This window comes from Gluconobacter wancherniae NBRC 103581 (genome assembly GCF_007988885.1).
Lineage (GTDB): Bacteria > Pseudomonadota > Alphaproteobacteria > Acetobacterales > Acetobacteraceae > Gluconobacter > Gluconobacter wancherniae.
The window spans coordinates 668635-692625 of sequence record NZ_BJUZ01000002.1 but is presented as its reverse complement, the minus strand read 5'-3'; the positions used below and the strand labels follow the sequence as shown (position 1 = coordinate 692625).

Here is a 23991-nt window from a genome sequence, read left to right as displayed (position 1 = left end):
AAGGCCCACTTATCAACGAATTCCCAGTAAAAACATTCCGCCCCAACCATCACACCTCTCACGTGGGAAAAAACTTCCCATGCGCTGCATAATCCATTATCCCACCCCCGAGCGAACACGGAGCCGGGGACGGACACCGACCATGGACATCGACAAAATTATCGAAAAAGCCGGAGGCGCGGAGCAGATCGCAGCGCTTGCTGGCGTCGGGCTAGAGGCAGTCCGTAAGTGGCGACAATCACGGATGGTACCCACAAAGCACTGGCCAGCCATGCTCCGTGTGCCCGGAATCGAACTCCAGGACCTCAACCCCACAGATAACTCTGCCCCGATAAGGCAGGAAAGAGAGACGGACGTGCCCAACACCTGCCCTGCCGGCGCAAATGCCGCCCTAGTCCTTGCAGATGGCACAATCCTGTGGGGTCGCGGCTTTGGCGCACATACTGGCGGCGCGGTTGGCGAACTCTGCTTCTCAACAGGCATGACCGGGTATCAGGAAACGCTGACGGACCCATCCTTTGCAGGTCAGATCGTCACATTTACTTTCCCGCACATCGGAAACACCGGCACCAACACCGATGATAACGAAGCGCCAAAGATCGCGGCTCTTGGCGCCGTCGTTAAAGAAGACGTCACGGCTCCGGCAAGCTGGCGCTCCCTCCAATCGCTCGATGGCTGGCTCCAACAGCATGGCCGCGCAGGCATCAGCGGCGTGGACACCCGCGCCATTACCCGCTCCCTACGCGACAACGGCCCCCAGACTGCCGTTCTGGCGTTTCCGGAAAACGGCCTGATTGATACTGCAGCATTGCTTAATCAGGCACGCGAATGGTCCGGCCTTGAAGGCATGGATCTCGCGAAAGAAGTGACCCAGCCCAAACGCAGCTGGACAGAAGGCGTATGGGAAACCACTCGCCCCGCCCGCACGGAGAACCGCCGCCGCGTTGTCGCTATGGATTACGGCGCCAAGAACAACATCCTGCGCTGCCTCGTAACAGCCGGATGCGATGTGACCGTCCTGCCGGCAACTGCCACCGCCGAGGAAATCCTCGCGCTGCAGCCTGAAGGCGTGTTTCTTTCAAATGGCCCGGGTGACCCGGCAGCCACTGGAGAATACGCTGTCCCCGCCATCCGCAGCGTCCTGAAAGCGAACATCCCCGTCTTCGGTATCTGCCTCGGCCATCAGCTTCTGGCCCTGTCTCTGGGCGCCAAAACATACAAGTTGGATCGCGGCCACCGCGGCGCCAACCAGCCCGTCAAGGACCTCGAAACAGGCCGTGTCGAGATCACCAGCCAGAACCATGGCTTCGCGGTGGACGACAAATCCCTACCGCAGGACGTCAAGGTCACGCATGTGAGCCTTTTTGACGGCTCCAACGAAGGGATTGCCTCCACAACACTGGATGCGTTTTCCGTCCAGTACCATCCGGAAGCCAGCCCTGGCCCCTCCGACAGTTTCCACCTTTTCGAACGTTTTGTCGCGGTCATGGACCGTCGCGCCGCCAACGCAGGAGCCTGATCCATGCCCAAACGCACTGACATCAAGTCGATCCTGATCATCGGCGCTGGCCCGATCGTTATCGGACAGGCCTGCGAATTCGACTATTCCGGCGCTCAGGCCTGCAAGGCCCTGCGCGAGGAAGGCTATCGCGTCATCCTGATCAACTCGAACCCTGCCACCATCATGACCGATCCGGGTTTGGCGGATGCAACCTATATCGAGCCGATCACGCCTGAATTCGTCGAGCGTATCATCCTCAAGGAAAAGCCGGACGCCGTCCTGCCAACCATGGGCGGCCAGACAGCCCTGAACGCTGCAATGGCGCTCGACAAGTCCGGCTTCCTCGAACAGCACGGGGTCGAACTGATTGGTGCCCGCGCGGACGTTATTGATCGCGCGGAAGATCGCCTCAAGTTCCGTGAAGCGATGGACGCAATCGGCATCGAGAGTCCACGCAGCACCATTGCCCATACACTTGAAGAGGCACGTGCAGCACTTCCGAGCGTTGGTCTTCCAGCAATTATCCGCCCGTCCTTCACCATGGGCGGCTCGGGCGGTGGCATCGCGTATAACCGCGAAGAATTCGATCAGATCGTAACAGGTGGCCTCGACGCCTCCCCCACAACCGAAGTTCTCATTGAAGAGTCGGTTCTGGGCTGGAAAGAATACGAAATGGAAGTCGTCCGTGACGTTGCGGACAACTGCATCATCATCTGCTCCATCGAAAACATCGACCCGATGGGTGTTCATACAGGTGACTCCATCACGGTCGCCCCGGCCCTGACGCTGACCGACAAGGAATACCAGCGCCTGCGCGATGCCTCGCTGGCGTGCCTGCGTGCCATCGGCGTTGAGACTGGCGGGTCCAACGTACAGTTCGGTATCAACCCGAAAGACGGCCGCATGGTCGTCATCGAAATGAACCCGCGCGTCTCGCGCTCCTCGGCACTTGCTTCCAAAGCGACCGGCTTCCCCATCGCCAAGATCGCCGCGAAGCTTGCCGTTGGTTACACGCTCGATGAATTGCGCAACGACATTACCGGCACGACGCCCGCAAGCTTCGAGCCGACCATCGATTATGTCGTCGCCAAAATTCCCCGCTTCACCTTCGAGAAATTCCCCGGCACTCCAGCGCTGCTCTCAACGTCCATGAAGTCGGTCGGTGAAGCGATGTCCGTCGGGCGCAGCTTTGCAGAAGCCATTCAGAAAGGCCTGCGCTCCATGGAAACGGGGCTCATGGGCCTCGATCCGGTGGAGGCACCGGGCGATGGATCACTGGACGCCTACCGCGCTGCCCTTTCCGAGCCTCGCCCAGAGCGCATCCTTATGGTTGCACAGGCCATCCGTGCAGGCCTGTCGCTGGAAGACATCCACGCCGCCTGTAAGTTCGAGCCCTGGTTCATCCGCCAGCTTCAGGACATTGTCACTTCTGAACGCGAAATCGAGAAGAACGGCCTGCCGCAGGATGCCTATGGTATGCGCCGCCTCAAGGCGCAGGGCTTCTCCGATGCACAGCTGAGCCGCCTGTCTGGTCAGACCGCCAAGGACATCCTCACCCTTCGCGAGAAGCTGGAAGTAACGCCAGTCTATCGCCGCATTGACACCTGCGCGGCCGAATTCGCATCGGATACGCCTTATCTCTACTCCACCTACGAAGGTGGATATGGCACGCCGGAATGTGAAAGCCGCCCCACTGGCCGCGACAAAATTATCATCCTTGGTGGCGGCCCCAACCGGATCGGCCAAGGCATCGAGTTTGATTATTGCTGCGTTCATGCTGCCTACGCCTTGCGCGAAGCTGGCTTCGAAACGGTCATGGTCAACTGCAATCCAGAAACCGTCTCCACGGATTACGACACCTCGGACCGCCTGTACTTCGAACCCCTGACCGCCGAAGACGTGATCGCCCTGATCCGTACAGAAGCAAAAGGTGGCAAGATTCTTGGCTGCATCGTCCAGTATGGCGGACAAACACCGCTCAAACTGTCTCGTGCACTTGAAGAAGCCGGCATTCCGCTCCTCGGCACACCGGCAGACGCGATCGATCGCGCAGAAGACCGCGAGCGTTTTCAGGCCATGCTTCGCAAGCTTGGCCTCCGCCAGCCCCGCAACGGCATTGCACGCCACGCCTCGGAAGCAGAAGCCGTAGCAGAGGAAGTCGGCTACCCAATCGTTGCTCGCCCATCCTACGTTCTGGGTGGCCGCGCTATGGAGATTGTCTATGACCGTGCAGGCCTGAAGCGTTATCTGAACGACGTTCTTCGCGCCGCCGGCCCCGAAGTGGCAAACGCCCCTGTCCTGCTCGATCACTATCTCAACGATGCCATCGAAGCCGATGTGGACTGCATCTCCGATGGTGAGACGGTGTATGTGGCCGGCGTGATGGAGCACATTGAGGAGGCAGGCATTCATTCCGGTGACTCAGCCTGCTCCCTGCCGCCCTATACCCTCTCGCCAGCTATTGTGACGGAACTGCGCTCGCAGACCGAAGCCATGGCACGTGAACTGGGCATCCGTGGCCTGATGAACGTCCAGTACGCTATCAAAAATGACGAAATCTTCGTCCTTGAAGTTAATCCCCGCGCATCCCGTACCGTACCTTTTGTCGCCAAAGCGACGGGCGTTCCGGTAGCCAAAATCGGTGCCCGTGTCATGGCTGGTGCACGCCTGTCCGAGTTCCGGCTGGACGGCGATGCCGTGTCTCCACATGTCGCGGTCAAGGAAGCTGTGTTCCCGTTCAACCGCTTTGCAAACGTGGACACCATTCTTGGTCCGGAGATGCGCTCTACAGGTGAAGTCATGGGGCTGGATTCCAGCTTCGAGCGTGCCTTCGCCAAATCCCAACTTGCGGCAGGCGTCAAGCTTCCGCTTTCCGGAACAGTATTCCTGTCGGTTCGCGAGAGCGATAAGCCCCACATTCAGACTCTCGCCCGCAAGCTGGTGGGAATGGGCTTTACCATTCTCGCCACGGGCGGGACTGCGTCTCGACTTGAAGAAGCCGGCATTGCGGTGACACGCGTCAACAAGGTCCTGGAAGGCCGCCCCAACTGCGTAGACGCAATCCGCTCTGGCGAAGTTCAGATGGTCATCAACACCGCGAAAGGCGGCCAGGCAGCGCGCGACAGTTTCGACATCCGTCGGGGCGCATTAACAATGGGCGTTCCTCACTACACGACGATCGCAGGCGCTCGGGCAGCAACCTACGCGATAGCAGCGATGAAAGAAGGCGAGTTGGGCGTCGCTCCACTTCAGTCTTATTTCCGCGGAACGTTCTAAAAATGTTTAGCTGTCCGGGGAGATCTTCCCGGACAGCCCGCCCATCGAGAGCATAGCGTTTTTCACTTAAAGCCTCTTTAGCACCGAGACACTTATCCGCTCGAGATCAGGCACGTCCTCACCTTCAGAAAGCCCGGATGAGTGCGATTATATTATTGAAATTCGATAACAAACTTTGCCTGATCTTGTAAAAATCCTACGGAAACCCTATATTGTCTGGCTATTCCCAATTTCTCGATACGCTTTCCTGAGGATTTTATAGTGCAGAAGAGTCCAATGACCGCGCAGGGACTGCAGCGTCTCGAAGACGAGCTGCGTCGCCTCAAAAGCGAAGATCGCCCCGCCGTCATCCGCGCCATTGCCGAAGCCCGTGCTCATGGCGATCTATCTGAAAACGCCGAATATCATGCCGCACGTGACCGCCAGTCATTTATCGAAGGGCGCGTTCTCGAACTGGAAGAGCTGGTTTCAACAGCCGAAGTTATCGACCCTTCGACACTCTCGGGCAGTCAGGTGAAATTCGGCGCTCATATCGAACTCCTCGACGAGGAAAGCGAGAAAGAGAGCTCATACCAGATCGTTGGCGTACACGAAGCCGACATCAAGCAAGGCCTTCTTTCCGTCTCCTCCCCGCTTGCCAAGTCCCTGATAGGCAAGGAAGAGGGCGATACCGTCTCTGTCCCCGCACCTGGCGGTGACAGAACCTACGAAATCCTTAAGGTATCGTTTCGCTAATGTCTGACAGCCTGACGATCTTGCCTGAGGTTACCATCTTTGACATCGAGAATGCGCAAGAGCGTATTTCCTCGACTGTCGTCCGGACGCCGTCGATTGCGTGCCCGGCGCTCTCACGTCTGACCGGAGCGGAGATTACCCTCAAGCTTGAAAATCTTCAGGCGATTGGATCGTTCAAGGAGCGAGGTGCGGCCAATAAAATGGCACTCCTCACCCCGGAAGAACGCGCTAAGGGTGTTGTAACAGTATCTGCAGGCAACCATGCGCAGGGCGTCGCACGACAGGCCAGCCTTCTGGGCATTGACGCAACAATTGTCATGCCACGATTCACACCAGCAACGAAGATCGCTGCAACCCAGGCTTGGGGTGCGCGGGTCGTTCTCGCGGGTGATGATTTCACGCAAGCCTGCATCACCGCAGAAGAACTACGCGCAAACGAAGGTCGCGTTCTGGTCCATCCGTTCAATGACCCTGACGTTATTGCCGGACAAGGCACAGCCGCACTCGAACTTCTTCAGGACGCACCAGATCAGGACGTGATTGTCGTGCCTATTGGCGGCGGCGGCCTGATTGCAGGCTTTTCCGCTGTCGTTGCGGCGCTACGCCCTGATATCGAGATCATTGGCGTGCAGGTTGAAGCTTATGCTTCGCTATCGGCCTACCCAAAGGAAGACACTCCCGTCCTTGGGGGCTCGACTATCGCAGAAGGTATCGCGGTCACAAAGCTGGGTGACCACTGCCTGCATAACATGCGCAACCGGATCTCGAAGATCCTGGTGGTCAGTGAACTTCAGGTCGAGAGCGCCATTACAACGCTGGCTGAAAAGGCCAAGCAGGTTTGCGAGGGCGCAGGTGCATCAGGCCTTGCTGCTATTCTTGCAAACCCTGAGCTTTTTGCAGGCAAGCGCGTCGCCCTCCCACTCACAGGAGGAAACATCAATGCGCGTATCCTCGCAAACACGGTTCTGCGCTCTCTCCTGCGGGATGGCCGCATTCTTCGACTGATTTTTCAGATCCCCGATCGCCCCGGAATGCTGGCGGATATCTCTACCCGTATCGGCGGTTATGGCGGCAACATTATCGAAGTCTCACATCATCGCCTCTTCGCATCCCCCTCCGTGCAAACGGCAGAACTCGTGGTGATGGTCGAAGCGCGCGACACCCAGCATGCCCAGCAGATCGAAACTGATCTGGCCAGACACTACATCGTACGCCGGGACTGAACTCAGAAAACCTGCAAGACACAAAAAACGCGCATCAGGCACAGCCCTTTGCGCGTTTTTTAAATCTAAGCTGGAAAGATATCAGCGCGTACCGAAAAGACGGTCGCCTGCATCTCCCAGGCCCGGCACGATATAGCCGTTTTCATCAAGCCTATCATCAACCGCACACGTAACAACCTGAACGTCAGGATGCAGTTCGGCCATATACCTGATCCCCTCTGGGGCAGCCAAAAGGCACGCAAATACTGGATTTTGTGCGCCCGCAGCCTTGACGCGCGTAATTGCTGCAGCCGCAGAATGTCCAGTAGCAAGCATCGGATCGAGAACGATACAAGTACGCCCTGGAACGTCACCAGGCATGTTGAAATAATATTCGCTAACTTCCAGCGTCTCATGGTCGCGGCGAAGACCAATATGCCCAACGCGTGCAGACGGAACGAGATCGAGCATCCCATCCAGAAGCCCATTTCCAGCGCGCAGAATGGAAACAAAGCAAAGCTTTTTCCCGTCCAGTTCTTCGCCTTCCATCAACCCGGACTGAACATGCACCGTCTTCGGGCAAGTCGTCAGATTTCGGGTTGCCTCATAAGCCAGTAGAAGGCTGAGCTCCCGCGTCAGGCGCCGAAAACCGGCAGTAGACGTATCACGATCCCGAAGGCGCGTCAGCTTGTGGCGCACCAGAGGATGATCGAGAACAACAGGCTTCAGCGCCTCACTCATAAACCCGCTCCCTGGGTGGCTGGTCGAAATTCAAGAACGATACCGTTCATGCAGTAACGAAGTCCTGTTGGTTGCGGACCATCTGGAAAAACATGCCCCAAATGACCTTTGCATCCCGCACAGTGAACTTCAGTTCGGATCATTCCATGGCTGGAGTCCTGCGTCGTCTCCACGCCAGCATCAATGGCACGGAAGAAAGAGGGCCAGCCGCTACCACTGTCATACTTGCTGTCAGAGGTGAATAGTTCACGCCCACACCCTGCACAGGCATAAATGCCCTGACGCTTCTCATCGTTCAACGGGCTCGAACCCGGTCGCTCAGTACCGTGTCCGCGCAGAACACGACGCTGTTCGGGCGTGAGACCAACTCCGCACCCGCCTCCATTTGCCCCCGAAAGGGTATCGCAGCTCTGTGTCATGAAGGTGCTCCGAAAACCTAAGAAAAATCTTCAGGCAGTATATGGAAGCAAGACACACATTTGTCACCCGCTTCAGACAACTAGACGTAAAACCCAAGCGCATGACGGCCGTTTAAACCAGACGTTACCTTGAAAGGACCTGAATCATGAGCTCCATTGAAGACAAGATCAAAGGCGCTGCCAATCAGGTGGCAGGAAAGATCAAGGAAAATATCGGTCGCGCAACAGACAACCCAACCCTTGAAGGTGAAGGTGTAGCGCAAAACCTCAAGGGTAAAGCGCAGGAAACCAAAGGGGACGTCAAAGACGCAGTGAAAAGCAGCATAGACAAGATCTAACGCCTTTCTCTGCATTAGTAACAAAGAGGCACTGTCTTCCCAAAGATAGTGCCTTTTTCTATGGCTTGATCCTGGAGCACCCGCTATTTAAAAAAGCAATTTCTGCCCCGGAGGAAATTTTGTCCGGCCACGACCTTTCAATCATCCTGACAGTGCGGAATAACGACCGATACCGTGGCCATGCGGTCTCAGCGCTCCTTGAGGCCGCACGCGAGGTGCAATACCTCCCGAAGAGCCTTAGTTTAGTAATTTTTTGCGAAGAAAAGACACTTTCCCCTGAAATTTCGATCCATGAACTCAAAGAAATTTTCAATTATATTGAAATATTCGATATAAATACCAAAAATAAAATAGATTTTACCACAAAATCATTTCTATGCATTTTAGATAGTTCCATATTTATATCGAAAAACTACTTACGAGAAATTTTCGTTACTCTACAACAAAAGCCTCAAGATACGCTGCTCGTTCCAGAATTTCTAATAAAGTACGGCTTGGAAGCAGAGATATTACGCATACCCGAGCTGCAAAATATTTCACCGTACGTATTGGTAGAAAATATACCGTTTCCGCCCGTATTCAGCTGTCAATCGTGCTTAATGACCAAAATTATGGCAGCTGGTGGCCTGCCGTCTTTCGACAGTGCACGAATGCTGGCGGATGCGATCGCCGTTGGAAGCATAGTCGAGAGATGCAACGAAACGGCTATTTTTGAACATGCCGCCTCGTCGAACCTGTCTGGCTTTCCCCCTCTCCCGGACTCTCTGCTTTTGCGTCCAGAGTTTTATCGTCGACTGCTCGTTACCCAAGATCCTACCGCGCATTCACACACCTCAGGCCCACAGCCGCTACATAGTCTACCTCAAAATACCCTTTATAAAATTTTGCCCCCAGCTCAGGCCATTACCCAACTCGTCGTGCCAGAACTGATAATTGACCTTCCAGTCAAAACGGAAAATGAGCCTGCCCCTGTGATCGGTCGTGCTTATGCTGAACTTTGTTCTGAGCTGAACAACAGCTCATACGACGAAGTCTTCCTCCTCCCATTCCTGACAACAGGAGGAGCCGATAAATACATTCTTGATGTTATAAATAGCCTTCACACCCTGAACCCACGCTGCAAAACTCTCGTGCTTTTCGGGGAATTCTTCACCAAATATGCTTGGATGGAGCGCTTACCTACTGGTGCCAATCATGTCGATTTATGCAACCGCTTCCCTGACTTCACCGAAGATCAACGGCAGATCCTGACACTCCGCATAATACAAAATATGGCGCCTCATGGGCGCCTTCATATCAAAGGCAGCATCTTTTCCGAACGCTTTTTTCTGCGCTTCGGCGACCTTCTGAAACACATGTCTCCGATTGTATACCGGTTCTGCGATGGAAGGATTGAGCATGGTGGCCGAACCTTCATTGATGCTGGGCAGTTTGCTTTTATTTCCACTGCAATTCCGAACATCCAGACCCTGATCTGCGATAATGCTCATATTGCTGCCTTCGATCAGCAGCGCATTGGGGCATCTCCTGAACAATGGCAGGTACTTTACGCCCGCATGCCTACTACCAAACAAGTCACGCACAAAGAAATAAAAGCATCTGGGAAATCTCGACGCATTATATGGGCCTCGAGAATAGATCAACAGAAGCGTCCATCGCTATTATTGAAAATTGCACGACTTCTACAAAAATATCTCCCTGACATGTATATCGATGTGTACGGAAATTTCATTATGGATAATGATGGCCTACGTGAGGAAATCGTCTCGGAACCAAATATTAAATTTCATGGTGGATTCCAAAATTTCCAGAAATTAGATGCTACGCACAGCTTTTGTTTTCTCTACACGAGCAGTTTCGATGGGCTACCAAATGTATTGCTAGAAGCAGCCGCATCAGGAATACCACTGATTGCCCCAAACGTCGGTGGCGTGAGTGAATTTGTAAAAGACAGCCACACTGGAATGCTTCTCGACTGCTCAGGACAGGACGACGAAGACGCAGAACTATACATACAAGCCATAAATATCCTTCTCAAAGACAAAAAACTACGCCTTAATCTCTGCAAAGAGGCACAGATACTTCTGGAAAAACAGCACGCCCCCAGTTATTACCAGCAACAGATAAATTTCCTATTCGCAGATAAAATGCCAATTCACCAATGACCTCCACTCCCGATATCAGCGTCATCGTCACCATTCATAATGAATGGCAGTACTTGCCGCGAACCCTTCTTTCTATCTCCGAAGCAGCTACTGATGCCTGCCACGCGGGATTATCCGTAGAATGCGTCTTCGTGTTTGATAGTTCCGAAGGGAAGACTCGAAATATTATAAAACAAAAAAAATTAAACGGCGTTGACGTAATTCAAATCATAGAAGTAGATTATCAATCCGTAAGCCTTAGTAGAAACCATGGCATAATACAGAGCAAAGGAGATTATATATTCATATTGGATGCAGATGATTTAATTTCATTTTCAATTTTAAGAAAATTATATTGTTCAGCTATAAATTCACCAATTAAAACAATTTTCACCCCACGCTTTAAATTTGGGTTTGATCTTTCCTACTTCATTGTTGAGTATTTTTCTTCAGATCTTATCAATATCGGCGATATGGTTTGCCAGAACTTATATAATGCACGCCTATTCTCTCATCGCAGCTTTTTTGAAAATAATCCATATTTTGATATACCGTTCCAGTCCGGTTATGCATTCGAAGACTGGCTTATAGCCACCGAAGCACTCGCATCAGGTTATCGTTTCCAAGCAGTCGATGAAACAGCATGGTATTATCGGGTTCGCACGCATAGCCTCTTCCGACAGACCATAGAAAAAACGACTAAACAAATTCCAAAATCAGCTTTTTTTGACTATAAAATTTTTCTTAGAGAATATGAAATTACTAGAAAAATAGCTTCTTTACCAACAGGAATAGGAAGAGAAGTACTAAATAATTCTTTCCAAATGGAATTGATGGGACGTGCAAACAGTATAGACCCTGCTATTCTTCCTTATAATTTTTATCATTATAGTACTGGTGCATTTAACAATGCTACCACCGGAATAACTGGGCATGCTTATGCTAAAATTTGCCGCATCAAAAACAATAAAAATTTTAATGACATTTTTTTCTTATCATGCATTAATTTTCCTTATGATTTTTTCGACGTTTTTTTTCAAACTAATCAGAGCACAAAAGTCGCTTTTTTTACACTTGAGGATGAATTAAACGTTGAAAAAATTCGTAAGTATTATCCCGGCATAACCATCATTAATTTCGAAAGCCTAACACCAGGAATAGATTATAAAGATCGAGATATTATAATAATTAAAATCCTTCAAAATCAATCAACAACCACAAAATTACACTTTTTCCCCGCAGAATTTTCATATAATATTTATGAAAAATTTCATATAATATTTAACAATCAATGCTTTTATTATTCTTTAAGGAATCTCAAAGACCATGAAAAACTTCGAGAACTTGAATTTTTAAATGCGCTCAGATCAACATCGCACGAAACTCTTAAACAACAGGAAGAAATAAAAATGACTATGCGCATTCTCCTATCTAATGGCACGCCCCCGGCTTCCAGAGAGTAAAACCTCCTCGCCCCCGGCTCCTTGCCAATATCGCCCATTACCCACTTCTTAGAGATTCATATTCTCTTCTGACCGTATTGCACTAAGTTATAGGACTATTAAAAAGAGTAACCAGCTAACGCGCTGTAGCACCTCGGCTTCACGCACATCTGTGCACTCTGTAACTCTGGACCTGCTTTAAATGACGTCAATCGCCCCGCTATCGTCCGCGCTGCACGCAGAAATTACAGACAAAAGACGCGTCCTTCTCATAAGTCCTGATATCGAAGGCCCAGTCCGAAACGGCGGCATTGGAACGGCTTTTACAGCACTTGCACGAGCCTTGAAGAGCCAAGGGCATGATGTAACTATCTTGTATACCCTCGGTACATACATTGAGCAGGGCACAATGGATGGTTGGGTGCGCCAATACAAAAGAGATGGCATTCGTTTCATTCCCCGCCCGGATAATGACGGCCCTTCTCTCACAGCTCCGATGCCGCGCATAAACTCTTGGCTAGTTTATGAATGGCTAAAAAGCTGCAACGAGATTTTTGATGTCATTTATTATCCAGAATGGCGCGGAGAAACTTACTACGCGCTACTAGCACGCAAAATGGGTCTACATTTCCAAAACACAGCATTTATTGTTGTTACGCATAGTCCGAGCGTCTGGGCCCAGGAAGGCAACAACAAGCTCCCCAGTAGCCCGGAAGACCTGGAAACCGAGTTTCTTGAGCGGCAATGTATCGCGTTAGCTGATCACATGGTCAGCCCAAGCGTCTATCTTATCAACTGGATGAAGCGAAGAAACTGGGTTCTTCCAGAGACCTATGAAGCTCTCCCTAATTGTGCACCGGCCGGACTGAAAAGCGCGATTGGGTCTAGAAAATTTCCAACCGCTCTTAACGAAATTGTCTTTTTTGGGCGCCTCGAAGAACGTAAAGGCTTAACACTCCTCTGCAAAGCTCTGGATCGCCTTGACCCAGCAACATGGACCAATATCCGTCAAGTCACATTCCTCGGGAAAAGTTCTCACGAGCTAGCATTTAAGAAGCTAATAGAGAAAAAAACCAATAATAATTGGCCGGTCGAGATTCGTATAATTACGAATATGGATCGCACTCAAGCAAATACATATCTGTCGCAGCCTGGTCGCTTGGCGGTCATTGCCTCGCTATCAGAAAATTCACCGTATTCCGTAATGGAGTGTTTATTACAAGAAACGGCATTCATCGCATCCAATATTGGTGGCATTCCCGAACTGATTGCTCACCAAGATCAAAGCAGAGTCCTGTTTGAGCCACAACCACAGTCCTTGGCGGAATGCCTCACAAAATGCTTTGAAACGCGCTTTTCTTTCAAGCCCGCAAAGCTCTCGTTTAGCCCCGACGATATAGCAAAAAAATGGTCTGAGCTGATCCAGAAGATTGATTTAAGCGCTCCTGAAGCCTTATCCAAAGCCGAATTGCCACGCATTAGCGTGTGCCTCACACATTACGAGCGTCCGCACCTGCTTGGTGAAGCTCTCAATTCTCTTTTTCAGCAATCCTACAAAAACTTCGAAGTCATCGTTGTGGACGACGGAAGTGTAAAACAATCAAGTAAAGAATGCCTCAATCGGTTATCAAAACATTATGAAGAACTGGAGTGGAAATTTATCCGCTCTACGAACCGATATCTTGGAGCTGCCAGAAATCTCGCTGCCAGTCACGCGACAGGCGAATACCTGATGTTCATGGATGATGACAATATCGCTCTTCCACATGAGTTAGAAACATACGCTCGCTGTGCACGTCAGGTTGATGCCGATATACTAACTTGCCCATTTGATATTTATCACCGCGACATTTCAGCCCATGAGAAGGAAAAGGCAGAATACCGCTGGCTTCCACTGGGAGCCTGTCCGTCCCTGGGGGTATTCTACAACTGCTTCGGAGACGCCAACGCGCTCATACGTCGTTCTTTGTTTGAAAAGATTGGCGGCTTCACTGAAGATTACGGCATCGGCCACGAGGACTGGGAGTTTTTTGCCGCCGCGGTTTTGCATGGTGGAAATCTTCAGGTTGTTCCAGAAAGCCTCTTTCTTTATCGGGCAAGCGACAGCGGTATGCTTCTGAGCGGTGAAGTCGAGCGCGATCATAGCCGCAATATCCGACCATATGTTCAGAATACTCTGGGACAGATGGGCAGCGCCCTTGCCTACGCGCTGCATCTGTCTCTTGAAATGAGGGGAGCTTTCCAGCAAGGACAACTGCATCAAAGCACGCCTTTCAACCCTGATTACTTCACCTGGAGCGACCTGCTAAAGCCTCGCTTCTTCAAGCAGGTGCTATCGGGGGCATTGCGAAACCGTACTCTTCGGCAAAAATTCTGGAAGTTCCTACGCGAAAAAGGGCTATGGAAAACACTGCAAGCCGTAATCATTTATGGGACACGAAAGGTGACACGACACTGACACTCATCACGCTCTCGCGCATCTATGCTGGGGAGCGTTCGCATGACGCTGGAAAAGTGGCATAACAGGAGGAGTGCTATTTCCGCCTCCCGACCAGGAGCTTTCCAGTGTCCCAGCCTTCCTCTCCATCTCGCCGCCCCGTTATGCTTGCCATCCTCGATGGATTTGGCTGGCGTGAAGATGAATCTGACAATGCCGTAAGGCTGGCCAACACTCCCACGTTTGATGCCCTTTGGACTGCCAGCCCGCATGCTTTCCTGAAAACCTGCGGAGAAGATGTCGGCCTGCCAGAAGGTCAGATGGGCAACTCCGAAGTCGGACACCTAAACATCGGCGCAGGCCGCGTCGTCATGCAGGACTTGCCGCGTATTTCCCGCAGCGTTCGCGATGGATCGCTTGCAGAGAATCCGGTCCTTGTCTCTTTTATTGATGCGCTCAAGGCATCAGGTGGGACCTGTCACCTGATGGGCCTCATATCGCCCGGCGGTGTACATGCACATCAGGATCATGTCCTTGCGCTCGCAAAGATTGTCAGCGCTTCCGGCGTTCCCGTTGCATTACATATTTTCAGCGATGGCCGCGACACACCTCCCCGTTCAGGCGAAGACTATATCGGAGCTCTGCTCCACGACCTGCCAGCTTCCGTTACGGTTGCTACGATCAGTGGACGCTACTACGCCATGGATCGCGACCACCGTTGGGAACGAACGGGTCTGGCACTTTATGCCGTGCGAGACGGGGTAGGCCCACATTCTGAAAGCGCTCTTGATGTTATCAAGGCGCACTATGCCGAAGACAAAGGCGACGAGTTCATCATTCCTACGGTACTGGGCAACTACGGTGGCATGGAAGATGGTGACGGTATCCTGTCATGCAATTTCCGCGCCGATCGCATTCGTCAATTACTGGATGCACTTCTGATCCCGGAATTTGAGGGCTTCGAGCGCGGTCGTCTCATAAATTTTGCTGCTGCATGCGGCATGGCGCGTTATTCGGACGTTCTGGCACCATACATGACCGTTCTTTTTCCGAAGATTCCGCTTGAGGATCTGCTCGGAGAAGTCGTTTCCCATGCGGGCATGACACAGCTTCGTATGGCTGAAACCGAAAAATACCCTCATGTCACATACTTCCTTAATGGTGGCCGAGAAGTGCAGCTACCCGGAGAAGAACGGATCATGGTGGCGTCACCCAAAGTGGCCACATATGATCTTCAGCCGGAAATGTCGGCTCCCGAACTGACCGACCGAGCCGTCGAAGGCATTGAATCGGGCCGTTTCGACATGATCATACTGAACTTCGCAAACCCGGACATGGTCGGGCACACTGGCTCTCTTCCTGCTGCCATCAAGGCCTGTGAAGCTGTTGATCAGGGCCTGGGCCGTATCAACGACGCGATCGTCAAAGCCGGTGGCATCCTGCTCGTGACGGCTGATCATGGAAACTGTGAAACCATGCGCGATCCACAGACAGGCGGCGTGCACACCGCACATACCCTCAATACCGTGCCATTCCTGCTGGCTCACGCCGATGGCCAGACGGTCCATGACGGCAGGCTCGCAGATCTTGCACCAACCATTCTCGCCCTTCTGGGTCTGACACAGCCTCCTGCAATGACGGGCGTATCACTGCTTGAAAGCCACTAAGGCTTTCTGGCTGCTCCTGCCCCTCATCTGCGTGACGGCAGCAGGAGCAGCGCCCCCCCATAAAAGCAGCCACACCACCCATCATGCACCCCCAGCATCCAGCGCTGGGCAGCGCGCTCTTGATCGTGCAGAGGCTGCCCGCAAGGCACTCATCGCCAAGCAGGTACAGCAGGCGGCGACAATCCGTGCGCGTCAGGCTGCGGCTTTACAGGCGCAGCAACGAGCCAAATTGCAAACTGCGCAAACTGCAACTTTCAGCCATCAAACACAGCACGCGCAAACTGCGCTAAACGATACACAGAAACGAATTCTGGATCTCACTGCGGCAATCGACGCCCTCCAACTCAGGCGGATCGAAGCTTCCAGGGAAATCGCCCAGCAGAACGCTGCATTACAACCCCTTCTCCCAATTGCCGAGAGACTTTCGGTCGCACCAAATGCTGCTCTGTTTGCCTCCCCCGGAACCGCTTCAGAGAGCGTGGAGGCGCTTTCCATTATCGGGGGCTTTTCCCGCCTGACACAACAGCGCGCCCAGCAACTTCAGGCCCGTCAGGAAGAGTTGCGCACGATCAGCGCATCTTTGGCATCGCATGAAAAAGAATTGACGACACTTCGCCAATCGCAGCTGAACGTCCGCGATGCGGCGGCAGCCAGAACACACCAGTCCGCGCGACAGGAGGCAGTTGCTGATCAGGCAGCGCTCAACGCCCGACACGCCGTGGCTCAGGCCATGCAGGATGCCGCAGATCTGTCGGAGGAAATTACCAGACTGGAAAAACAGGAAGCTCAGGCCCGCGCGGCACTCGAAGCAGAAGCTCGTGCGCTCATCCGCGCCCATCGCCTTCAGGATGCACAACGCGCGTCATCAAAGGCAAAAGCGCTTTCCAGCAATGGAACAGGTGTCTCAGGCAGCAACGGCCATGCACCCGTATCTGGGCGCGTCGCTGTCCGCTGGAGCCAGGACACTGAGGCTGGTCCTGCAACGGGCATCACCTACGCCACCGTTTCCGGCGCTACGGTCAATGCTCCATGTAAGGGCCGAATCGAATTTGCCGGGCCCTTTCGTTCCTTTGGTCAGATGCTCATTCTGGATTGCGGGCGGAATTACCGCTTCGTATTGTCCGGCCTACAGACGCTAGGTGTTACCACCGGTCAGAATATTGGGCATTCGGCGGCACTGGGCTCCATGCCAACATCAAATGGAATGCTGTTTGTGCAGCTCAGACATGGCGCACAAACCGTTAATCCGGCACCGTTTCTCTAACTACGTGTCCTTGGTGCTTGCCGCCGGTTTCCGCCGGACGCAGGACAATGTAAGATTGTAGATTAACGAACCGGTTATCTACTGTGGCGTAGTCTGCCCATAACAGACCTCAAGCCCCGTTCCCGAGGATGGAGATCACATGAAGTTCCGAACTGGCCTACTGCTGGGCACCGCCTTCGTCGTTGGCGTGGTTGTAGGCCCGGCCACCCTGCGTCTGACGGGATCTGGAACCTTCACCAGTGCCATCGCACGCGAAGTGTCTTCCCATGACAACAGCGCTGAAACCGTCCGCCTGCTAACCCTTCTGGGAACAGTCATGGACGTGGTTCGTGCTGAATATGTCCAGCCGGTAACGGACAAGGACCTCATCAACAACGCTCTGGACGGAATGGTGGGCAATCTCGATCCCCATTCTTCCTATATGACCGCAAAACAGTTCCATGACATGCAAACCGAAATTTCGGGCAAGTTCGGTGGGCTGGGTCTGCAGGTTCAGGAAGAATCCGGACATGTACGCGTCGTTTCCCCTATCGACGGAACGCCTGGCGCACGCGCCGGAATCCAGCCCGGCGATTTCATCACGATGGTCGATCACAAGAGTATCGATGGCATGACGCTGGATGAAGCCGTGCGCAAGATGCGTGGTGACCCGGGGACAAAAATCAGCCTCACAATCGTTCGTCCAAAAACCGGCAAGACCCTCACATTCGACCTTACCCGCGAGATTGTTCACGTTCAGATCGTGCGGTCTGCGCTTTACGGCAGCACCGGCTATATCCGCCTAACCGAATTTGATGATGCCCTTGAAAGCGACATGAAAGCCGCTTTCGAAAAGCTTCATGCCGATGCGGCCAAGGCACACGGTGGCAAACTAACCGGTCTTATTCTGGACCTTCGCTCCAATCCCGGTGGAAAGCTTGATCAGGCCATCGCGGTTTCCGATGACTTCATCAAGGATGGCGAAATCGTATCAATCCGCGGGAGGCACCCTGAAAACAATCAGCGCTGGGATGCGCGAGGAACGGATATTACAGACGGCCTGCCCATTGTCGTGCTGACAAACGGTGGTTCTGCTTCTGCCAGTGAAATTGTAGCAGGTGCGCTCAAGGATCACAGACGCGCCGTTATTCTCGGCGAAAAGACCTTTGGAAAGGGTTCGGTGCAGACCCTCATTCCCATCGGGGACCAAGGCGCCGTACGTCTTACGACGGCACGTTATTACACGCCGTCAGGCCGCTCCATTCAGGGGCGCGGAATTGTGCCAGACATCGCAGTGCAGGAAACCAAGGACGACGATTCCTATGGCTATCGTGAGGCAGACCTCACGCATATCCTGACGAATATCGGCGGAAACCGGACGGCCGAAACGCCTCGTACAGACCTTCCTGCCATTGCAAGCTCCATTCCCAAGAAGCCGCCTGCAGACTGGCCCACATTTGATCTGACAAAGCCTGCAACAGACTTCCAGCTACAGCAGGCTATTAAGGTCGTGAATGCAATGGCTGGCATTTCAAACCCCGCGCCAGCTATCGCACAGGCAACTGAGGTCAAGGCTACCAAGCCATCGGCTCCAGCCGTTGCCCCGACAAAGCCTCCCGCTGAACATCATTAAGAAAATACAGGCTGACAGTGCAGAACAGTTCTTCCTCTAATGATCGTTCTTCAGGGATCTGGAGCCGCCTTCCCTCCGCCGGGCGTCTCCTGATCATGTTCTGGGCCGTCAGCCTGACAGCCCTTGCCGGTGTCGGGCTTTATGGCCGACACCGCGCTGCACATCCTGCTGTTGGCGGCATCAAAAACCGCCCCACAGCTCCCATTTCCGCACCGGAAAGCGCCAAAACAACAATTACGCCACAGCCTGCCCGGGATATCTCTCAAGCTCAGCCGGAACCCATTTCACATATTACAGCATCAGGAATCACTGAGACTTCTCTGCCGAAAATTGGCGCACCGAATACTCCTGCAACGGCAATGGCGCTACCGCAACCCAACAGCGCCGCTGCGCCTCCGACAGATCGCCCGGCCCTCGCGGTGGTCATGCAGGGCATCGGGTATTCAGACACGCTGACACAGATTGCGCTGGCAAAACTTCCAGCGCCCGTTGCTCTGGGCATTTCCCCGTATGTCGATGACATCTCAGATCTCATTCAACGTGCACGATCGCAGGGCCGGGAAGTCTTCGTCACGTTACCCATGCAAAGTGCCCACCCCGAACATGTAGACGAGGGCCCTCATGCTCTGGGATATGGCAATACCGAAATGCAGGATCGGCAGGAGCTGCAATGGTGCCTAGATCGGGCGGCGGGTGCCACAGGCCTAACGGATGTTTCCGAAAACGGTGACGACCAGTCCAACGGCGGTTACGCCACCACACTGGATTTTGCGCCAATTGCCGAAATCATGGCCAGCCATAATCTTCTCTACCTTGCGGGCTCACCCGACGATGGCCGCCAGACCAAAGGCATGACGGCCACGAACTGGCTGAATGGCGATACAGATGCCGCAACGCTGGACGCGAACCTGGCCGCGCTTCTACCGAGCGCGTCGAACCCTGCTCCCCGCATATTACTGATGGTTGGCCCCCTTACCCCCGTTGCGATCCAGCACCTGTCAGACTGGCTGAAAGGTCCCGCCGCAAAAGCCTTCACGCTCGTCCCTCCGTCCACATTCACTGATGATGGCCAGACGACAAACAAGCAGGCCGAGGCTGCTCAGATTTCAGGAGCAAAATCTCTATGACACTCTTCGCAAACCTGCCCTACCGTCCAAATGTCGGCGTCGCGCTTTTCAACAGGAAGGGAGAGCTTTTTATTGCAAGACGCGCCGACCTTCCTGGGGGAATCTGGCAGTGCCCGCAGGGCGGCATTGACGATGGAGAGCAGCCGAAAGACGCCGCTTTCCGGGAAATGGAAGAAGAAATCGGCACCCGAAATGCACGTTTTCTCGCAGAACGCGAAGAATGGTTCGCGTATGATTTGCCCGAACACCTCATTGGGCGCGCTCTGGGCGGAAAATATCGCGGTCAAACCCAGAAGTGGTTCATCCTCGGCTTCGATGGCTCGGACATGGACATCAAGCTCGATACGCATTTCCCGGCAGAGTTTGATGCTTGGGAGTGGGTTCGCCCCGAAGCCCTCCTTAAGCGGGAACTTGGCTTCAAACGCCCGCTATATGAAGTACTGCTCCCTGAACTGGTCGCTCTCTATCAGGCGGCCTCAAGCGATTGAGTCCTGACGAGGCGGGCATAAAGCCCGTCCTGACGGAGCAGGTCTGCATGCGTCCCGGCTTCCACAGCACGCCCTTCGTTCATCACCACAATCAGATCTGCCGACTGAACCGTTGAAAGACGGTGCGCAACAATAACAGTCGTCCGCCCTGAGCGAAGCGCAGTCAGCGCAGTCTGGACCCGTGCCTCGCTTTCTGAATCGAGAGCACTGGTAGCCTCGTCCAGCAGCAATACCCGCGGGTCGCGCAACAATGCGCGGGCCAGAGCCACACGTTGTCTTTGCCCCCCCGACAGGCGCCGACCACCCGGGCCGACGCGCGTATCAAGCCCCGCAGGAAGCGTCTCAACAAAATCTACCGCAGCCATACGACAGACATCTTCGATCTCATCACGCGTGGCAGTAGGACGCCCGATCCGAATATTCTCCAGAACTGACATATCAAAGAGCGTTGTATCCTGACTGACATAGGCGATGGCATCGCGAAGGCTTGTGAGCTTCAGTTCCCGCAGATCAACGCCCTCCAGCAGGATCTGCCCGGCGCTGACATCATGAAGGCGCGGAATAAGGGAAAGTGCCGTGGACTTTCCGGCTCCGCTGGGTCCCACCAGCGCAACGGTCTGACCTGGCAACACATCGAGAGTAAGCCCGGCCAGACCCGTGCGGCCATCTTCGTAGTCATAGGATGCTGCGCGAAATGCGAGATGCCCCTTCCCGAGGGGAAGGTCCTGCGCGCCGGGACGATCTGACACGGCAGGTGGTTCATCAATGACGTTGAACACCCGCGACATTCCAGCAAGCCCCTCCTGCAACGCAGCATTCATGGAACCAAGTGCACGAACAGGTCGCGCGGCAATCAGGAGAGACGTAATGAAAGATGTAAAGTCGCCAAGCGTTGCACCGCCCATTGCTGCCCGCCAGCCTGCAAAACCAAGAACCGCAGCGATGGCCGCACCACCCAATACTTCCAATACCGGATCAACGCGCGCACGCCCTTTGGCAATTTTCAGGAACGCATTATGCAGATGGTCCAGGGAGTGGTCGATACGGCCACTCTCACTATCCTCAAGGCGATAAATCCGAACCTGCCGGGCCAGCGCAAAGCTTTCGTTCAGAAGTGCAGATGTCTCACCAATCTGCTCCTGCATACCGCCAGAGGCACGACGAATCTTCTTGCCCAACTTCTGGATCGGCACGGCTGCAACAGGATAGAGAACGAGCGCAATCAAACTCAGTTCCCAGTCTGTCAAAACCATGGAAACCACCAGACCCAACACGGTCACAGCATCCCCAAGGGCATTGACCACGCGAATCATGGCCTCACGAATAGACACTGCGTCCGTGGTAAAGCGAGCCGCCCACTGCGCTGGCGCGTCCTGCTCGATACGGGAAATATCGGCGCGCAGGGCATGTGAAAACATACGCGACTGCAGGCCGCGGATAACCGAAAGCACAAGCGTCTGGACGGCAATTGTCTGCCCATATTGCGAGAGTGCCTTGGCGCCCGTCACCATGACCACCAGGGCCGGAACCTGATACAGGATCCGTGGATCCTGAGCAGCAAACATATCTACCGCGCGCTTGATCACATACGGATAAAGGGCAGTCAGTCCTGCCATCAGGACGGTCAACACGATAACGGACACGATTTGTCCAACGTGCTGGCGCATTTCTTCCCGCCAGATCCGCCCTATCAGGGAGCGACTGTCGATATCCAAGGCGTTCTCTTTGGTCATGTGAGGGGGTTTAGCAGGGTGTTTGCAAAGAGCGAAACTTCACGAGCGGGTTGAGCAGCCCATATGAACGAGACATGCTTCCCTGTCTGGCCTGCACCCATGCTCCAACCACCATTCCCGCGCCACCCTAAGCCACGCTCCCATGGCTGGTCCCGGGGGGACACCAAACGCCTGAGCGTCCTTCCCACCTAACGGAAAAACGGGCTGAGGAAGCTTTTTCAGCCGTATGCGTAGGTGATCCCACTGACGGTCGGGCCGTGCCAGAATGCGCGCCTGCGCAAGCCAGCTTCTTGAAATCAGAAGTTCCAGTGACTGGGCAACCCGGCCACGACGAAGATCATCGTCCGATGATGAAGGGGCCAGATCCGGGAAAGTGTTTCCAAAAACCCCGAGAGCAGTTTTGTCCGCATTCGAAAGTTTGAGCTTCGCGCCCATCAAAACAGCATTTTCCCCAGAGAGCGCAAAGAGTCTCAGGAGAGCGTCAGGTGGCCCGGCGCAATCCAGCAATTTCTGAAGGCTTCCTCGCTGTGCACCCGGGATCAAAACATTCAAAAGGCCGGTTTTTTCCATAGCAGCCAGCGTTTCCGGAAGGCGCGGACCGGTTAAAATTCTCAGAAACTCAGATGCAACACGTTCGGCAGACAACTTACCAAAAAGCTTGAGATTATCTGCGATTGCCTCACAGGCTTCGCAATCCGGTTCGCCCTCGCCATAACGCGCGTCGAACCTGAAAAACCTCAGTGCACGCAGCGCATCTTCTTCGATCCGCCGGGCCGCATGTCCGACAAAACGGACACGACGCGCCTTCAGATCCTGCACGCCGTGAAAATAATCATGAAGCTTGTCATGGCGGTCCAGAGACATGGCGTTAATCGTAAAATCCCGCCTGGCGGCATCTTCTTGCCAGCTTTTCGTCCAGACCACGACCGCATGCCTCCCGTCGGTCTCTTCATCCCGGCGAAGGGTCGTGATTTCGTGGGGGATATGATTGATGAGCGCCGTGATCGTGCCGTGTGAGAGGCCGGTAGGAATGGCGCGAATCGCTGCACTCTTCAGACGCTCCAAAACCACCTCAGGTGGCTCAGGTGTCGCAATATCCAGATCATTCACAGCGAGGCCACGCAGAAGATCCCGGACAGATCCTCCGACCAGCCGAGCTTCCGGCAGGATGGTCCATATTTTTTCGAGGCCGGAAATATCAGGAAGTCTGGAAAGCAGACCGCTCTGTGCCGTCATGACTGACGCGAAAGAGGGAAAAAGCAATCCTGACTCCAGACACCAAGACAAGGGCGACCTTCAACCTGTCCCGGCACCGCCAGTGCTGCGAGTTCGAAGTGAACTGGCCTGCTGATTCTGGCGCGGATGGGCAGATCTCCCTCGCCATCACGCATGTGCACATAGGGAATTGAGGCGGCCTCGTCTGAAGGACGATCCCATTCACAGATGATTGGATGCTTCGGCCCAACGCAGATCAGTTCATCCATATTCGTCCGCAGACAGAGCGTCTGATGACGCCCGCAACCACCCCGGAAATCCAGCTCAACCGCCACAAAAGGGGCATCTTCAACCTGAATGATGCCGCTCTCCATCGGTGTCTTAAGCCAGTATTGGCCTTCTGAATCACGGGTCAGCATGGAACCGAACAGGCACAGCATCGCTTTGCGCTGAACAGGGGAACCACGATAAAGCCACACGCCGTCTCGACGGATGAGAAAAGGAAGAAGCCGGGGTGCAGATGTTTCAGCCATATCCTGTTCAGGCTGACTGCAAACCGCAGACACGCCGGATCCGGATATATCCCGGCAGTGGTAGTCGCTCACTTCTCCCCTCCGTATCTGATGAAAAATTTTCTTCTCACACCAAGT

18 protein-coding genes are annotated in these 23991 nt (G+C 53.8%); 13 read left to right on the top strand and 5 right to left on the bottom strand.

Annotated features, from left to right (window positions below; genetic code table 11):
• Positions 1 to 142: 142 nt before the first annotated feature.
• The 4 genes from carA to GWA01_RS10220 all read left to right on the top strand — a co-directional run bounded on the left by carA (position 143) and on the right by GWA01_RS10220 (position 6735).
• Complete coding sequence (carA, locus tag GWA01_RS10235) at positions 143 to 1519, top strand: glutamine-hydrolyzing carbamoyl-phosphate synthase small subunit (protein WP_146797321.1); 1377 nt, start codon at positions 143 to 145, stop codon at positions 1517 to 1519.
• Between the two features lie 3 nt (positions 1520 to 1522).
• Complete coding sequence (gene carB / locus GWA01_RS10230; protein WP_146797318.1) at positions 1523 to 4777, top strand: carbamoyl-phosphate synthase large subunit; 3255 nt, start codon at positions 1523 to 1525, stop codon at positions 4775 to 4777.
• A gap of 261 nt (positions 4778 to 5038) precedes the next feature.
• A complete protein-coding gene (gene greA / locus GWA01_RS10225) occupies positions 5039 to 5512 on the top strand; it encodes a transcription elongation factor GreA (RefSeq protein WP_146797315.1) in 474 nt (157 codons plus the stop codon).
• On the top strand, positions 5512 to 6735 hold the full coding sequence (locus GWA01_RS10220) for a threonine ammonia-lyase (protein WP_146797311.1): 1224 nt from the start codon (positions 5512 to 5514) through the stop codon (positions 6733 to 6735). The genes greA and GWA01_RS10220 overlap by 1 nt, the downstream gene beginning before the upstream one ends.
• An 81-nt stretch (positions 6736 to 6816) precedes the next feature.
• On the opposite strand, the gene upp is transcribed toward GWA01_RS10220, so the two are convergent.
• Together upp and msrB are read right to left on the bottom strand one after the other, a co-directional pair.
• Positions 6817 to 7455 carry a uracil phosphoribosyltransferase gene (gene upp, locus GWA01_RS10215; RefSeq protein ID WP_146797308.1) on the bottom strand — a complete coding sequence of 213 codons (639 nt, stop codon included), beginning with the start codon at positions 7453 to 7455 and terminating at the stop codon, positions 6817 to 6819.
• Positions 7452 to 7874 (bottom strand): peptide-methionine (R)-S-oxide reductase MsrB, encoded by a 423-nt coding sequence (gene msrB, locus GWA01_RS10210; RefSeq protein WP_146797305.1) that lies wholly within the window; start codon positions 7872 to 7874, stop codon positions 7452 to 7454. The genes upp and msrB overlap by 4 nt, the downstream gene beginning before the upstream one ends.
• Before the next feature lie 146 nt (positions 7875 to 8020).
• On the opposite strand from msrB, the gene GWA01_RS10205 reads away from it, so the two are divergent.
• From GWA01_RS10205 to GWA01_RS10165, 9 genes are all read left to right on the top strand, one after another.
• A complete protein-coding gene (locus tag GWA01_RS10205) occupies positions 8021 to 8212 on the top strand; it encodes a CsbD family protein (protein WP_146797302.1) in 192 nt (63 codons plus the stop codon).
• Positions 8213 to 8331: 119 nt separating this feature from the next.
• Complete coding sequence (locus GWA01_RS10200) at positions 8332 to 10377, top strand: glycosyltransferase family 4 protein (protein WP_186819534.1); 2046 nt, start codon at positions 8332 to 8334, stop codon at positions 10375 to 10377.
• A complete protein-coding gene (locus GWA01_RS10195; RefSeq protein ID WP_146797296.1) occupies positions 10374 to 11819 on the top strand; it encodes a glycosyltransferase family 2 protein in 1446 nt (481 codons plus the stop codon). Before GWA01_RS10200 ends, GWA01_RS10195 begins: the two co-directional genes overlap by 4 nt.
• 181 nt (positions 11820 to 12000) lie before the next feature.
• Positions 12001 to 14256: a glycosyltransferase gene (locus GWA01_RS10190; protein WP_146797293.1), complete on the top strand. Its 2256-nt coding sequence runs from the start codon at positions 12001 to 12003 to the stop codon at positions 14254 to 14256.
• 143 nt (positions 14257 to 14399) lie between these two features.
• Positions 14400 to 15902 carry a 2,3-bisphosphoglycerate-independent phosphoglycerate mutase gene (gene gpmI / locus GWA01_RS10185; protein WP_146797814.1) on the top strand — a complete coding sequence of 501 codons (1503 nt, stop codon included), beginning with the start codon at positions 14400 to 14402 and terminating at the stop codon, positions 15900 to 15902.
• Positions 15889 to 17166: a murein hydrolase activator EnvC family protein gene (locus GWA01_RS10180; RefSeq protein WP_146797290.1), complete on the top strand. Its 1278-nt coding sequence runs from the start codon at positions 15889 to 15891 to the stop codon at positions 17164 to 17166. The genes gpmI and GWA01_RS10180 overlap by 14 nt, the downstream gene beginning before the upstream one ends.
• A 139-nt stretch (positions 17167 to 17305) precedes the next feature.
• Positions 17306 to 18778 carry a S41 family peptidase gene (locus GWA01_RS10175; protein ID WP_146797287.1) on the top strand — a complete coding sequence of 491 codons (1473 nt, stop codon included), beginning with the start codon at positions 17306 to 17308 and terminating at the stop codon, positions 18776 to 18778.
• A 95-nt stretch (positions 18779 to 18873) separates the two neighbouring features.
• Positions 18874 to 19905, top strand: a complete 1032-nt coding sequence (locus GWA01_RS10170; protein ID WP_244945720.1) for a divergent polysaccharide deacetylase family protein — start codon at positions 18874 to 18876, stop codon at positions 19903 to 19905.
• Positions 19902 to 20393: an RNA pyrophosphohydrolase gene (locus tag GWA01_RS10165; RefSeq protein WP_146797281.1), complete on the top strand. Its 492-nt coding sequence runs from the start codon at positions 19902 to 19904 to the stop codon at positions 20391 to 20393. The genes GWA01_RS10170 and GWA01_RS10165 overlap by 4 nt, the downstream gene beginning before the upstream one ends.
• On the opposite strand, the gene GWA01_RS10160 is transcribed toward GWA01_RS10165, so the two are convergent.
• From GWA01_RS10160 to GWA01_RS10150, 3 genes are read right to left on the bottom strand one after another with little or no spacing between them, the layout of a single operon-like run.
• Positions 20372 to 22126, bottom strand: coding sequence for an ABC transporter ATP-binding protein (locus GWA01_RS10160; protein WP_146797278.1), 1755 nt, complete (start codon positions 22124 to 22126; stop codon positions 20372 to 20374). The genes GWA01_RS10165 and GWA01_RS10160 overlap by 22 nt on opposite strands.
• A gap of 39 nt (positions 22127 to 22165) precedes the next feature.
• A complete protein-coding gene (locus GWA01_RS10155) occupies positions 22166 to 23362 on the bottom strand; it encodes a CCA tRNA nucleotidyltransferase (protein ID WP_146797812.1) in 1197 nt (398 codons plus the stop codon).
• On the bottom strand, positions 23359 to 23874 hold the full coding sequence (locus GWA01_RS10150; protein ID WP_146797810.1) for a DUF1285 domain-containing protein: 516 nt from the start codon (positions 23872 to 23874) through the stop codon (positions 23359 to 23361). Before GWA01_RS10150 ends, GWA01_RS10155 begins: the two co-directional genes overlap by 4 nt.
• Between the last annotated feature and the right edge of the window lie 117 nt (positions 23875 to 23991).